General features: G+C 45.0%; 14 protein-coding genes and 1 pseudogene. 14 read left to right on the top strand and 1 reads right to left on the bottom strand.

Features of this window, described 5'->3' with window-relative positions:
• The first annotated feature begins 163 nt into the window (after positions 1–163).
• Positions 164–1,141 carry an endonuclease/exonuclease/phosphatase family protein gene (locus NT010_11925; protein MCX5806748.1) on the top strand — a complete coding sequence of 326 codons (978 nt, stop codon included), beginning with the start codon at positions 164–166 and terminating at the stop codon, positions 1,139–1,141.
• Between the two features lie 66 nt (positions 1,142–1,207).
• A complete protein-coding gene (locus tag NT010_11920) occupies positions 1,208–1,513 on the top strand; it encodes a hypothetical protein (GenBank protein ID MCX5806747.1) in 306 nt (101 codons plus the stop codon).
• Between the two features lie 69 nt (positions 1,514–1,582).
• Here the strand turns inward: NT010_11920 and NT010_11915 are convergent, their stop codons facing one another.
• Positions 1,583–3,079, bottom strand: a complete 1,497-nt coding sequence (locus tag NT010_11915) for an AsmA family protein (GenBank protein MCX5806746.1) — start codon at positions 3,077–3,079, stop codon at positions 1,583–1,585.
• A 679-nt stretch (positions 3,080–3,758) separates the two neighbouring features.
• Here NT010_11915 and NT010_11910 point away from each other — a divergent pair.
• The 12 genes and pseudogenes from NT010_11910 (at position 3,759) to NT010_11855 (ending at position 14,332) form a co-directional block, all read left to right on the top strand.
• Entirely contained in the window at positions 3,759–4,670 is a 912-nt protein-coding gene (locus NT010_11910; GenBank protein ID MCX5806745.1) for an ice-binding family protein, read from the top strand.
• A gap of 590 nt (positions 4,671–5,260) precedes the next feature.
• The gene (locus NT010_11905; protein ID MCX5806744.1) at positions 5,261–5,743 is read left to right on the top strand and encodes a Spy/CpxP family protein refolding chaperone; all 483 of its coding nucleotides are present in this window, start codon (positions 5,261–5,263) and stop codon (positions 5,741–5,743) included.
• A 577-nt stretch (positions 5,744–6,320) separates the two neighbouring features.
• Positions 6,321–6,515: a hypothetical protein gene (locus NT010_11900; protein ID MCX5806743.1), complete on the top strand. Its 195-nt coding sequence runs from the start codon at positions 6,321–6,323 to the stop codon at positions 6,513–6,515.
• Positions 6,516–6,592: 77 nt separating this feature from the next.
• Positions 6,593–6,773: pseudogene (locus tag NT010_11895) on the top strand (ABC transporter permease).
• A 295-nt stretch (positions 6,774–7,068) separates the two neighbouring features.
• Complete coding sequence (locus NT010_11890) at positions 7,069–8,175, top strand: DUF1207 domain-containing protein (protein ID MCX5806742.1); 1,107 nt, start codon at positions 7,069–7,071, stop codon at positions 8,173–8,175.
• 161 nt (positions 8,176–8,336) lie between these two features.
• Positions 8,337–11,006, top strand: a complete 2,670-nt coding sequence (locus NT010_11885; GenBank protein ID MCX5806741.1) for a bifunctional acetate--CoA ligase family protein/GNAT family N-acetyltransferase — start codon at positions 8,337–8,339, stop codon at positions 11,004–11,006.
• Between the two features lie 250 nt (positions 11,007–11,256).
• The gene (locus tag NT010_11880; GenBank protein ID MCX5806740.1) at positions 11,257–11,430 is read left to right on the top strand and encodes a hypothetical protein; all 174 of its coding nucleotides are present in this window, start codon (positions 11,257–11,259) and stop codon (positions 11,428–11,430) included.
• A gap of 160 nt (positions 11,431–11,590) precedes the next feature.
• Entirely contained in the window at positions 11,591–11,899 is a 309-nt protein-coding gene (locus tag NT010_11875) for a hypothetical protein (protein MCX5806739.1), read from the top strand.
• 87 nt (positions 11,900–11,986) lie between these two features.
• A complete protein-coding gene (locus NT010_11870) occupies positions 11,987–12,583 on the top strand; it encodes an ATP-binding protein (GenBank protein MCX5806738.1) in 597 nt (198 codons plus the stop codon).
• Positions 12,584–12,756: 173 nt separating this feature from the next.
• Positions 12,757–12,969 (top strand): CsbD family protein, encoded by a 213-nt coding sequence (locus tag NT010_11865; protein MCX5806737.1) that lies wholly within the window; start codon positions 12,757–12,759, stop codon positions 12,967–12,969.
• 347 nt (positions 12,970–13,316) lie between these two features.
• On the top strand, positions 13,317–13,541 hold the full coding sequence (locus NT010_11860; protein ID MCX5806736.1) for a hypothetical protein: 225 nt from the start codon (positions 13,317–13,319) through the stop codon (positions 13,539–13,541).
• Between the two features lie 302 nt (positions 13,542–13,843).
• Complete coding sequence (locus NT010_11855; protein ID MCX5806735.1) at positions 13,844–14,332, top strand: hypothetical protein; 489 nt, start codon at positions 13,844–13,846, stop codon at positions 14,330–14,332.
• The last annotated feature ends 28 nt before the right edge of the window (positions 14,333–14,360 follow it).

Here is a 14,360-nt window from a genome sequence, read left to right as displayed (position 1 = left end):
GTATTCCGCAGGGAGCCTCAGCTTAAGCCAGTCCTCTACAGGACGGGGGATTTACTTTTTCAATAATCGTGATTATATTCGGGCATGCAATTTAATATCAGATACTGTGTTATCCAAAACGTTCATATTCATAGTTCATAAAAACAAGACTAAAGATGAAAAAATGAAGAGACTCAGACTCCTAAAAAACACCATTTATCCCATTTACAGGCCGATCACATCGGGCTCCAGGTTCGACCCGGTGCCCGACGATGCCGGCCTTAGCCTGAATATCATGAGTTTCAACATCCGGCGGGGAACGGCAAAAGACGGCAGGAACCACTGGATCTTTCGCCAAAATTTGGTGCATGAAATGTTGAAACGATATCATCCAGATATCCTTGGCCTTCAGGAGGCAATGGACTTTCAAATTACTGCACTCCACAGTATGCTCCCTGGTTATGAGATGGTGGGCATTGGCAGTCTGGGGGGCAACAAAGGGATGCACACGGCCATTTTTTTCAATGCAGCGCGGTTCTCCCTCTCCGATGAAGGCACTTTTTGGTTATCGGACACACCTGATATCCCGGGTTCGAAGGGGTGGGGAAACATCCTGCCTCGAACCTGCACATGGGCGCGGCTTGTCGACAGAGACTCCGGGCAGGCTTTCTATTTCTACAATACCCACCTGGATCATCTTTCTCAGCGTTCGAGGAAAAAAAGCGTGGTCTTATTAGCCCAGTATATCCATACACGATCATTTTCTGACCCTTTTATTCTTATGGGTGATTTCAATGCCAGGGAAAGAAGTGTACCCATTCAATTTCTAAAAGGTAAAGTCCATATGAATATGAAGGCAAAAGGAATGGTTTTAAACCCTACCCCCTTACTGGATACTTTCCGGCTGCAATATCCCAACCATCGCCACACTGTGACCTTCCACGGGTTCCGCAGATTTTTTTTCCGATTCCGGCTCGACTATATTTTTGTCCCCTCCTCCATCCGGGTTCAAGACACAATAATTATTCAGCTTCGCTGGAAAAAGCGTTACCCGTCCGATCATTTTCCGCTTTTGGCCAGGATTGATATCCCTGCGCCCTTGGTCGATTCGAATTATGACCACTACCCTAAAGAAATGATGTCCATCCCAAAAGCACGATAAACAGCCGGTTAGTTTTTTCTGGTTGAAGCGTTAAACGTCAGTTGACATGAAAGGAGGAAAAGATCAGTGAATATATCAGACTGGTTGGATGAAAAGGAAGCAGAAGGTTTTGACGTATCCCAAATTGTATTACCTGATGACATGTCCTACGACGAAACCCCCGACGAAACTATTTTTTACGAGGAGATTAATACTTGCGGAATCTTCTGCGCAGACAATCATCCGTTTTCTACTGTCGAGTGTTTTGGACACTGGTATTATTGTAGAGGTCGAGACAAGGGTGCCGGTATTCACTCTTCAGGAATAGAGTGGAAATTGTTTACCAAAGATAAAGACCTCGCTTTAAAAACAGCCAAATCACACATAGAGTAAACTATAGAATGTTGGCTTCAATGACAGTTTTAACTACCCTGCAATACTCGTGTCAGTTTGTAAGATATGTCAGCGGGGCTGCTGCACGGAACCGCTATAAAAGACCTCGCATTTGCCGGCCTGGACAAAGCGTTTTGTTTGGTTGAAAAGATTCAAGATCGGGCCGGCGAGGGACTCGACTGTGCTTAACGCACCGATTCGGGGAGCCCCGAAGGGGCCGCTGATGCTTTGTTTGAATTTTGCGCATCCCTTGTTGTCGAGAAGTGCCACTGTTACGTTATCATAGCGCTCGCTGATAAGATTCAGCTTTCCTTTAAGGGCTACCCGATTATGTTGCGTCGCAAATGCGCAGTCCCTGGCGTCGGCCACACCACTCTTAATTTTCCAGTGGGAAACGAACTGTGTGATGGTACCCCGCCCTCCCTGGGCTTGGTAATAAACATCCCCATAACGGTACCCCCTTAGGGCAGCGGAACCCAAAGGACCGGCTATGAAAAAAGCGCCAACGTCGACAAGGTTGAACTTCTGGCTTGCTTCAAACGTTGAGAGGACCTTGTCGAGGTCCACAGTATAGGTGATGAGATTGTTACCCTGGAGAGATAAAGTACCATCCATGCCATTCAACGGCTTGCGCCCTTCTTTTTCTTTCACCGTCAGGAAGGCAGCAAGATCACCTTTTCCGCTGATCAGCTTTTTTGCACCAAAGGATTCCTGAAGTTTTTGGAAGTCCAGTTTCGAAACATTTAAATTAATTTTATATTCAGCGTCTGCTTCTGTTTTGTCCACTGTGATATTTCCTTCGCCCTTTGCACCGAAGATATCCATGGTAAGGGGCTTTAGAGAGAATATCCCCTTCTCTGCTTTTATACCACTCTTGATACTGTCGATCTTGAGGTCTTTTTTCCGCAGTTCATTGCAGTCTATATTTCCCGTAAAAGAGATATTTTTTATAATGTCCCCTGAGGTATCCGCTATCGAAAAATCTTTGCCAGCCAGATTGATTTTATTTATCTCGGTCTTTTCGCCTGTCTTTTTGTCAAGATAAACAAGGGACCCCTTGAACAGCTTGAGTTCATTAAGACTGAAAGATGTTCCTTGACCCCCTTTTTTTGGTTTCTTTTCAGTGCTCTCGAAATTGTATTTTCCCTCTGCGTCCTTCACAATGGTAATAGCCGGTTTGACAAGTTCACAATCGGTGATCTTTAGCTGTTTCCTCAGCAAAGGCATCAACTCTGCCCCTAACTTGAGACGTTCAAGGGAAAGGACTACGCCTCCCTTGCCGGCAACATGGATATCCTTTGCAGATACGCCAAAAGGAAAGAAAGAGAGCCCCATCTTCCCATTGATCCTGACATCCATGCTGGTTGCCTCAGAGGCAACGGTTTCGATCTTCGACTTGTAAGAATTTATATCGAATAATAATACAGTGACGATTACAGCGATTACGAACAAGGCGACAACGCCGCCCGCGATAATCAGGCCTTTTTTTCTTTTTATCCTCATGACTTTTAGTCCCTGATAGACATGTACTTGCTTCAAATATATGTATATTTGTTCAGTTGTCAAGTCTTGATCCTTCTTTTAGTTTTGTTTGTCCCCTTCAAGGAACTCCCATCCCAAAACAAGAATTATCGAAGAATAATCCTGGGTAACAGGTTTCGAAATATTTATGTGACCATAAATACCTGTAGCAAAAAAGACGACACGCTTTTTGTAAAAAGCGTTACAAAATAATTGTCGGTTCTGCGACAGACATGAGCCAGAGCTTCTGGTATTGTTATATTATAGATATTATTAATGGTGTAAACAGTAAAAGCTTTTTATGATCGTGAGACTTTCTTGCTGTTTTGATGTTTATTTGCTCTATGAAATAATCGGCAAAACCCGGAGTGTCGAATTTATTGGTCACGGGTGATCTCCTTGAGGTGTGATAATTATTATTACACCAATTATCTCATATAGTTACAAATGTTTTGTGGGGTATTTACCGGGCAAATGTCTAAGCTTACAATATTTTGTGAACTTGTCCTACACAAGGTGTCGTACTTATCCTACATACAAAAAAAATAATATGTTTTACATTGTAAAAAGTTATGATAGGGTCAAATATTAGAATTTTATGTTATTGTTTTTTGGAGTTGCTCTTAGTGACCCTGGTAACTACGAAAACAAATATTATTGAAAATAAAATAGGGAGGTTTTTAAACAGATTCTGAATTAGATTACCTAAAAAAAGGAGAAAGCAATGAGAGCCATTTTTAAAGAAATTAGCCAATTTTTGGATGAACGAAAAGTATCTAAAATAAAATGCAATTATTTGATTCTATTAATAGTAGCATTGACTGCATTTCTTTGCATTCCTCTGGTATCAAACGCGTCAATACTGAATTCGGCGCAGAGTTTCGCAGTGCTGGGCAGCTCGACAGTGACCAACGACCATAGCACCTCGCAGAGCACTCAAGTCTACGGCAATTTGGGTGTAACGCCGGGAACTTCGGTTACTGGCTTTTATCCTGATGGGACCGTGAGCGGGGGAACGATACATAAAAATGATGGGGTCGCACAACTTGCTAAGGCAGATGCAACGGCTGTTTACAATACGCTATCTGGCTTGCCTTACGACCACAATTATTCTTCTTTCGTCCTGGGTTCAGCGGGATACGACACGCTCTCTCCGGGTGTCTATTATTTTTCCTCGTCGGCTCAGTTGACAGGAGCACTCACTCTCGATGGCGGGGGTAACGCCGACGCGACCTGGGTTTTCCAGATAGGGAGTACACTCACGACCGCAAGCGACTCTTCTGTTAACGTGATCAATACCGGTTCAGGTGCTGGCGTGTATTGGCAGGTCGGCAGCTCTGCTACTCTGGGCACAGGCACTATGTTTGCAGGAAATATTATTGCTCTTGCGAGTGTTGGCCTTGATCCCACAGCAGCGATTCTGTGCGGAAGGGCCTTCGCGCTAACTGGGGCAGTTACGTTGAAAGACAATTTTATCTCCAACAATAACACCGCCGAAGACTTCGACACCGGCCGCTCCGACTTCGGCAGCTATGGCTTCAGCGGCGGTACCCCCGTTCCCGTGCCTCCGACAATTTTCCTTCTTGGTTCGAGTATCCTCGGTCTTGCAGGATTAAGATTCAGATTTAAGGGATAGGATAAGGATTGAATAAATTAAAAGGCAGGGAACTAATCCCTGCCTTTTTTGTTCCTCAATAATTACCAAAATGAAATACAGTGTGGGCAGAGACTGCCGGAAGATCGTTGGTTCCAGGATAAAGTCTCCATCGAGTAGTCTCAAATCTAGGATGAAGGCGGTATGCCCTGGCACTAATCAAGGTTATGATCGCCCTACGGTATAAGAATAAAACACAACCAATATCCCTGCATCTACTACCACAATTTTACCAATAATCCCACCCCGGATGTCAAAACCAACAAGAAAGAAGCTGATGCGCTGTCCTGCTAAGGCACATTCAGCATCGGCCCATATTCAGCAGCCTTTTTATCGCATTTAGCAGCCCTTTTATCTCAGCATGAAATACACTTTTGATTCTTGTCACGATAAAGACGACGCGCTTTTTTATGAAAAACGCTACAAAATAATTGTTGGTTCCGCGACATACAAAGAACATACAGTGTGTTAAAAGTTCATATAAATAGGGTGGAAAAACAATCGCCCCCCTGAAAATCCTCTGTGAGACGGGATACAGAGATTAAACTTAAATATGTATAAGGAGACAGATTATGAAACGAATTGCCTATCAGTTCAATTATCCATCTGCACTTGCTATTGCGGCGGTGCTCCTCGCCTTTATGGTTCTCACAAGTCCAAGCCCTTCGTACGCGGCATCACCCGAGCCAGGCAAGGCGGCTGTTGGTAAGGCTACAAAGGTCGACCGTACTGAGGCACGCATCAAAGAGCTTCATACCAAGCTCAAGATCACCCCGGCACAGGAAGAGCTATGGAATAACGTCACCCAGGTGATGCGGGATGATGCGAAAACGATGGAGGCACTCATCAAGGAAAGGTCAGAAAAAGAAGATACCATGACTGCTGTCGAAGATCTTAAATCCTATAGCACAATTGCCGAGGCACATGCAGATTACCTTAAGAAATTTATTCCGGTTTTCGAGCCTCTCTATGCCAGCATGTCGGACGCTCAGAAGAAGAATGCTAATCTGTTATTCCATCCTCAGCGCCACCCGAAGTCTAAAGGCAAAAAGTAAATAATCGAGGCTACTACAACGTCAAGATAGCAAACCCTATTTTGCGATAGGGCATCACTCCAAGAATGGAAGGTCACTATGAGAACTTCAAATACGCGAGTCAGGAAGTTTAGTTTAGCAGTTGGCAAGATTATGATGGCGCTCGTCTTCGCCTCAATGATCGGCGGCATATACATCACACCAGCTTTCAGTCAGGATAACGGTAAACACAGGGGGCATTACAAACAGGGCCGGTACGGGTACAGCCAGCGTGTGTATCGGCAGCCCCCCCGTCATTACTACTACCAGGCTCCGGTCTATGTGCCTCCACCGGTCGTCTATGACCCATACCCGTATCAGTCGCCGGGCATCAGCATTGTTTTCCCGCTTAATTTTCGATAAGAAGGGAATCTTATATATCGACCAGTTCAGCGCCTTGGTAAAGCAGTCTGTCTCGCGCGATGCGGCTTAATATGATTGCGGCGTTATTCAACCGGGGTTCCTCCCGACAAAGGCCCGGGTCGAAGCCCTTTTGCGTGTAGGTGGGTCATACAATTCGCATGTTTGGTAACAAACAAATCAAAAGAAAGGAGAGATGATGAAGAGAATCATTTTATTGACAATGGTATTAATGACGGTGCTTGTATCGCTTGGAGGATGTTTCTGGGGACCTGGAGGACCTGGAGGATATGATAACCGAGGTGGCGGAGGACATGATGACAGGGATGGAGGACGTGATGCCAGGGATGGAGGACGTGATGGCAGGGGTGGATCTCACGAAGAACGGCGTTAGGAATCAAAGAGGGGTAAGAACAATTTTTTTCATGCAAGGTTATAATTGACTTCCCTGGGCCGTACGCTCAATTCGAACCCTTGCGGTATCTAATCAGCCCGGGAATAGCTGTCTCAATCATCAGCTTTCCCTTACTTGCCGCCTTTTTTGATCTCATCGGCATTTATTGGAGGATACCTGACCGGAGTCCTGCTGCTTGGAACAAACGGAGGTACATATTTTTACCGTGTACAATCTTCCTTAAATATAGTGGATGTCCGGGTAAAGGAGAATAGAAAAATGAGCCGCATAAAAATAATGTTTGCTCCTAAAACAATAGCCCTGATAAGTGCAACTAAGAAGGAAGGCATATCTGACGGATAATTATGGTGGTAAGAGTTGATGCGTAACGTTGAATAGATGGTGAAACAACAATGACAAATCAACTTTTTACTTCTATCTTTCCCAGCCAAGATATGGTTCCAGAGAAGTATCGCATTGCTTCCCCCATAGAACAGCACCAATACCCGACTTCAGGAAGGGCAGATAAATAAAAAAGGGAGGATGTTGTATCATGCCTTTAATTAGATTATTTATGGTTCTTGAGGTTTTATGGCTCATGCTTCTTTTCCCATCTCACCCTTTATCGGCTGCGGACAGGACCGGTGATGAATTCCTGACCGGCTATATTGCATCTATCCTTGAGCGGGATTTACACTGGGAGAGAGACAGCTATATCTTGAAGATTGTCAATGGGGTTGCCACGGTTACTTTGTTTAAAGATGACCCGATACGGCGGGAGACGGCCGATAAACAGCTACGAAATATCGACGGACTGCATGAAATGACGATTGTGGTGAAGTCTGCAGATGCAGGCAAGCCGGGGACGGTAAGCAGTTTTATGGGGATAACCAGGGAAGGAGGAGCCTTTCCAACAGGAAACCTGTTCCAGCCACTCATCGCCGACCCTAAGCAGACACGGTTTTTTGTCAGTATGAACCGCTTCAAATCACCTGGTGGGCGGTATACCATGGCGTCAGTCGGCTTCGGAGAGACCTTCGGCATGTACAGGTTTTTAGGTACCCGTGAAGGGGACGGCCTGCAGCTCAGCGTGGAAGGCGCTTTATTTGCCCAGTTTAACATGGATACATCTTCCCACGACCTCATCAACGCTGATTATACAGTCGGAATTCCTGTTACATACCGGTACGGCGATAATTCTTTCCGCTTTCGCATCTATCACCAGAGTTCGCACCTGGGAGATGAATTTCTTCAGAGTGTTAATCCTCCGGAACGGGTTAATCTCAGCTATGAAGCTATTGAACTTATCTATTCCCGCGAATGGCACGAATGGCGATTGTACGGTGGCGGTGAATACATGATCCACAAAGAACCGCACGATCTAAGGCCGATGAGCGCACACTGGGGGATAGAGTATCGCGGCAGCAAGCCGCTTGTGTGGAAAGGCAGGCCGATTGGCGGGGTAGACATGAAGAGCTTCGATGAGCATAACTGGGCCACCAGTACCAGCGTCAAGGCAGGCCTCGAGTTCGGCCACCCCAACCCGGGTCAGCGTCGACTGCGCCTAATGGGGCAGTGGTATAAGGGGTTTGATCCGCATGGCCAGTTCTACAATAATAAAGTGGAATACTATGGTCTGGAAGTGTCTCTGGGATTTTGAAGGGGATTGTAGAAAAGTATAACAGCAAATTGTACCTCAAGCTTGAGTATCTTGAGGCGGAAAAGAAAAAGTAAATGGTATTGTCAGGAACTTCATGAAAAATCAATACAGAGATTTAGTATCAGCAGGCTTCCATAAGGATAAATGAGGAGGACAAAAAAATGAGCCGCATACAAGTAATGTTTAATCCCAAAACAATAGCTCTGATAGGTGCAACTGAGAAGGAAGGCGCTATAGGACGGACAGTCTTTGAGAACCTGCTCCGGTCAAAGGAGAGGAGAATATTTCCAATAAACCCCCATACAAGCAAAGTATTGGATGTGGAGAGCTATCCTGCCATTGCAAGTGTCCCCGAGCATGTGGAGCTGGCTGTTGTGGCAACCCCTGCCCGGTCAGTGCCGGGTGTGGTTGAGGAATGCGGTCAGGCAGGTGTGGAGGGGGTAGTAATAATCTCCGCCGGATTCAAGGAGATAGGTGAAGAAGGTACACAATTAGAGAACGAAATAGACCGGATCAGGAAAAAATACGGAATGCATATTATGGGACCAAATTGCCTCGGTTTTGTACGGCCCCCTCTGGATTTAAATGCAACGTTTCTCAGAGGTAAACCTCCTTCGGGAAATATTGCCTTCATCTCTCAGAGTGGCGCCCTCGGCAGCGCGATACTCGATTGGGCAGTCAGCGCCGGGATAGGCTTTAGTATGTTTGCATCACTGGGCTCCATGGTCGATATCGACTTTGGCGACATGATCGACTTCCTGGGTGACGACCCGGCTACCAGGAGCATTCTGATCTATATGGAAAGTGTGGGTAACGCAAGAAAATTTATGAGTGCGGCACGGGCCTTTGCCCGCCGCAAACCTATCATTATTTTGAAGCCTGGACGATTTGCAGAGAGTGCAAGAGCAGCTCATTCCCACACCGGAGCTATGGCAGGGGACGACGCGGTATATGAAGCAGCCTTCAGGAGGGCCGGCGTTGTAAGGGTCGGAGAAATAGCGGAACTCTTCGATGCTGCCGAGGTTCTTGATTCTAAGAGGTTGCCGGCAGGTCCGAGGCTTGCCATAGTAACGTCTGCCGGTGGACCCGGCGTGATGGCCACCGACGCTCTTATTCACCTGGGTGGTGAACTGGCGCAACTCTCTGACGAGAGCATAAAGCAGCTCAACGCATTTTTGCCGTCCTACTGGAGCAAATCCAACCCCGTTGATCTGCTTGGAGACGCAACCATCGACAGGTTCACAAAAGCTCTCACCATATGCCTCAATGACCCCATGGTGGACGGAGTGCTCGTTGTTTATGTGCCCATGGATTCTGCCCCTTCAACCCGGCTTGCGCAGGCGGTAGCCGACAGTGCTAAAAACGTCTGGAAGCCTGTTATTGCAACATGGATGGGCGGGGAAGATGTCAAGGAAGGGAGACATATTTTTGTTGAAAACAGCATACCGGCCTACGATACTCCAGAGGAGGCTGTTAGAACTTATGTGAATATGTGCAAGTACAAGAGTCATCTCGAACAGCTCTATGAGACTCCTGACGAGTATCCGGCTCATAAAGCACCCTTGAAGGATCACCTGAAGGAGCTTCTCAAGAAAGCACTTAAGGAAGGACGAACGCTTCTCAACGAGGAAGAATCCAAGGATTTCCTAATGACCTACCGTATTCCGGTTACAATGGCGCAGGTCACTCAGAATCCGGAAACAGCGGTAAGCATAGCAGAGAAAATGGGTTATCCTGTTGTTATCAAGATTGTTTCGCCCGAAATCTCCCACAAGAGCGATGTTGGCGGCGTTATCATGGGGATAGAGTCGAGCACAGCCCTGAAGGAATCGTATGAGCAGCTGACAGAAAGGGTGAAGAAACACGTACCGGAAGCAACCATAACGGGTGTAGCAGTCGAGCAGATGATTATAGATGTTGATTACGAACTTATTCTCGGGGCCAAGAAGGATAAGGATTTCGGTTCAGTTATCCTCTTTGGGATGGGAGGGACCATGGCAGAGTTCATCAAAGATTTTTCGATAGGACTTCCGCCGCTCAATCAGACCCTGGCAAAGATGTTGATGCAGGAAACAAGGGTATACAAAATGCTTCAGGGCTTTCGTGGCAAGCCAGCAGCAGATTTTGAAGGGCTCGAGGAAATCCTTGTCAGTTTTTCCAATCTTATCGTTGATTTTCCCGAAATAGCTGAAATAGACATAAATCCTCTTGCCATATCGAATGGAAAAGCCACTGCTCTTGACGCACGAATCATCATTGACAAGAATTATGTTCCTGCAGGTCGATCAATCTATCCTCACCTTATCATTACTCCCTATCCAACCAGATACATCACGCCCTGGCAACTGTCGGATGGGACAGACATACTTTTAAGGGCTATACGCCCTGAAGACGAGCCTGCCGAGCATGAGATGCTCTCTTCCTTGTCTGAAAAAACATTGAGGACCAGATTCTTCTCCATTTTCAAAGACATATCACATGAGTGGCTTATCCTTTTCTGTAATATTGACTACGACCGGCACATGGCGATAGTCGCGGAGATTGAGGAAAATGGAAAGAAGAGCATGATAGGGGTTGCAAGACTTATTATGAATCAGGACATGACGTCCGGTGAGGTGGCCTTTCTCGTGCATGATAAGTTCCAGGGTAAACACCTTGGGTCTAAACTCTTAGAGATACTCATCCAAATAGCCAGAGAAAGAGGTCTTGAGGAAGTTCGGGCAGATGTCCTCACCGAGAATGAGAGGATGCTCCACGTCTTCAAGCTATTGGGGTTTTCGACTCAGTGGGTTCCCGGCGGCACGAGTGAAGCTGTTTTGAAGCTGAAATAACAAGAAATCCGGTCTAACACCTGTAACAAAAATGATGACATGCTTCTTTATGAAAAGCGTTACAAAATAATTGTTGGTTCTGCGACATACGCAAGTGATTTTCTGTTGTATCGTACATACAGGGCTAATAACATTATGTTCGCAATTGAACACCACAACATTTATACGTTTTGCAAATCAATCTTTTGATTACAATGATTTATCGCAAGTCGGGATGCCGTGTTGTTTGTTCAGTAAATGGAGGAATAAGATGACGAACAAGGTGAGTCTGATTTTTTTTGTCGCAGCCACTGTTTCTACTGTCTTCTTTATGCTGATGGGTACTCGGTTTGCCGTTAATATTACTGTCCAGGTGCTCTCAGTAATTGCTAATGCATTCGGCCTGCACGAGGTGCCTGCACTTTCTACCTGGTGGTATTGGTAATTCGTGGTTTGTATGTGTATTTTACCTTCAGTCAGAGAAGATGCTCATAACTCAGGCTTATTGGGATTGATTATAGGAGCAATTTGGCGACGTAATGAAATGGCATTTTTTTCCAAAGAAAAACAAGGTGGATGAAACACTAAAGAGGAGGGAGGATAATATGGATATTAAAAAAAATGAATGTGAGAAACAACAGGAGGCAGGGGGAAGCAGTAATAGTGTTACCGTTCAGAGCATCCTGGAACGTGGTGCCGAGTTTTACGGGCAAGCAGAGCAAGCCTTAAATGATATTTATGATAAAACAACACATACAGCAAGTGAAGCTTATGAGAAGGCAAGTAGTTATAGCTGCAAAAACCCAGGCAAGACAATTCTTATCTCATTAGGAGTAGGAGTAGGACTGGGCCTTCTTTTAAGTTTAAGCTTTAGTCACTCGCGTGCTGCCGCGGATTGTTCGAACTGTGGTTAATGTTCTCTCCACACCTGGCAAATGAGTTCGGCAGTTTGAACTGCCTTATTTGGATTTGACATATAAAACAACTTTGGAGGTGTAATAATGATTGAAAGTTTTCAAAAACAACCCCAGATTAAGATTCTTCCTGCTTTCAACTTTGATCCAAAGCTCAGACTAAGAGAGACTGATCTCAACGAGGTTGTGAGAACAGTGGAAAGTGTGTTGCTACAATATATGAAAGAGGATATTGACTTAACAATAACGCTTTTAGAAAAAAACCTGAAGATAATGGCAGACATGGCGCTTATGAAGGAAGCCTTAACTCATCTTATTAAAAATGCAATGGATGCAATGCCTGGTGGCGGTAAATTTTCATTGAGTACCAACCAGGTAAATTTTAAAATTGAATCTCTTCTCGATAACGACAATTCTATTGTAGGCGCATGTGCGTTCGTTTCCCTTGCAGATACAGGTGTAGGTATTGACGAGAAGATTAAGGAAAGAATCTTTGAGCCTTTTTTTACCACAAAGACAAATAGTAAAGGTCTTGGTCTTCCGATGGCTTACCGTATTATCAAGCAGCATCAAGGGGTAATAAAAGTAGAGAGCCAGGCGGGACAAGGTACGGAAGTCAATATATATCTTCCGCTCACAAAGCCGGAAATAGTGAACATGATGACAATACCTCTTGGACCGTAATACGGCAGAATTCATTAAACAACTGTTTTGAAAAGAGGAGGTATCGATCATGCTGAATGCGAAGCTAAGGTACCGGTAGTCAAATAGAAATCTTAAAGAAGAAATTATCCATGAAATGAATCACCCCGCCGCAAGCAGACGGGGTATCAAAGGCGAGATAAGGATATGAAACCATTTCGAAGCAAGCTTCGGGGTATGAACCCGCGGGGCAATCTAGTGTCAGAGACAAGGCAGAAGGAATGTTTCACGAAGCAAAAGGTAAGGCTAGAGAAATAGCCGGGGGAATAGCTGATAATCCCAAGTTGGAGGCCAAAGGCAACGCCGAAAAGATAGCCGGAAAAGTTCAGGAAAAGGTCGGTCAGGTCAAGAAGTTCTTAGGGAAGTAGCGAGAGGATGCAATAACAATTAAGACTTGGTTTATCCATAGGTATGCCATTGATTGAAAATTCTGAAGATTGTGTATCCGGCAAATCTTGCTTTCTGTTATCGGTCCAGTCCCTGTAGCAAAAAAGACGACATACTTCTTTATGAAAAGCGCTACAAAATAATTGTTAGTTCTGCGACATACATAAGTAATTATCTGCTGTATCCTACATACAGAGGCAATAAAATGATGTTCAAAATTGAACACTATCACATTTACACGTGTCTTGTGCATCAACTTTTTAATTCCAATTATTATAGATTGTAAGTCATGGCGCCATGTTGGGTGTCCTGCAAATGGAGGTATAAAATGACAAACAAAATGAAACTGATCTTTGTGGCTGTAGCCACTGTTTCTGCTGTCTTATTTGTGCTGATGAGCATGGGGTTTGCAATTGATATTGCTGACCGGATACTCTCAGCTATCGCTAATGCGCTCAGCCTGCATGAGGCGCCTACGCTTTCCGCTCTGGCAGTATTGGTAATTCCTGGTCTGTATATATACATTTCCTTCAGTGAGAAAAGACACCCATAACTTAAACTTAGCGCTTAATAAGGAAGGATAGGCAGCAATTGAAGAAGAGAAGCGGACTCAAATTAGAAGCAATAGTAAGGCATTCCATTCTGGTCATAGAACAACCACAATGGTTGCAGAAAGAGAGGTGCCGAAAGTAACTACCCCGCAGCAAGTATTACCGTGGGGTATCAAAAACAAGACAATAACATGAAATGAAGTACCCTGCAGTAATTTGTGAACAACCATCTTAGAGCAAGCCACGGGGTATGTCCCAGTGGGATAATTATCGGGAACAAAATAGAAATAAGGAGGAACTATATATGAAGAAACAGAACGTGTTAAGAATTTGTTTTACAGTGGTGTTTTTGCTTGCGTTCATAGCCTGTTCTTATAATGTACAAGCTGCGGAGAAAAGTCCAGAGCAAAAAGCAGAACAAAAAGCGGACAGGGAAGGCCTTAAGCAGGGGTTGGAAGATTCCCTGGGAATGCCAATTCTTAAAGGAGATCTCTGGCAAAAGATGACGCATGATTCCAAGGTGGCATTTATCTGGGGTTTCGGACATGTGGTTTCAATTGAATATTACCTGATGGACAAATTCCCGGAGCTTAAAAGGGACAGTTATGTCTCGAAGGTTGTCGAGGGAATGGCTAATACGCCCATGAATGAGGTTGTCGATCGGGTAACCAGATACTACGATATGCATCCGGATCATATTGAAAGGCCGGTGACTAATGTACTCTGGGATTTAATGATCAGACCGAACATAAAAACTGGTATTGCCGGCCGTCCATTAGCCGAGAAGCCATGAAAACGTTACAACTAATAAGGAGATTTGA

Source organism: Pseudomonadota bacterium, from assembly GCA_026388275.1.
GTDB lineage: Bacteria > Desulfobacterota > Syntrophorhabdia > Syntrophorhabdales > Syntrophorhabdaceae > JAPLKB01.
This window is presented reverse-complemented; position numbering and strand designations above follow the sequence as displayed.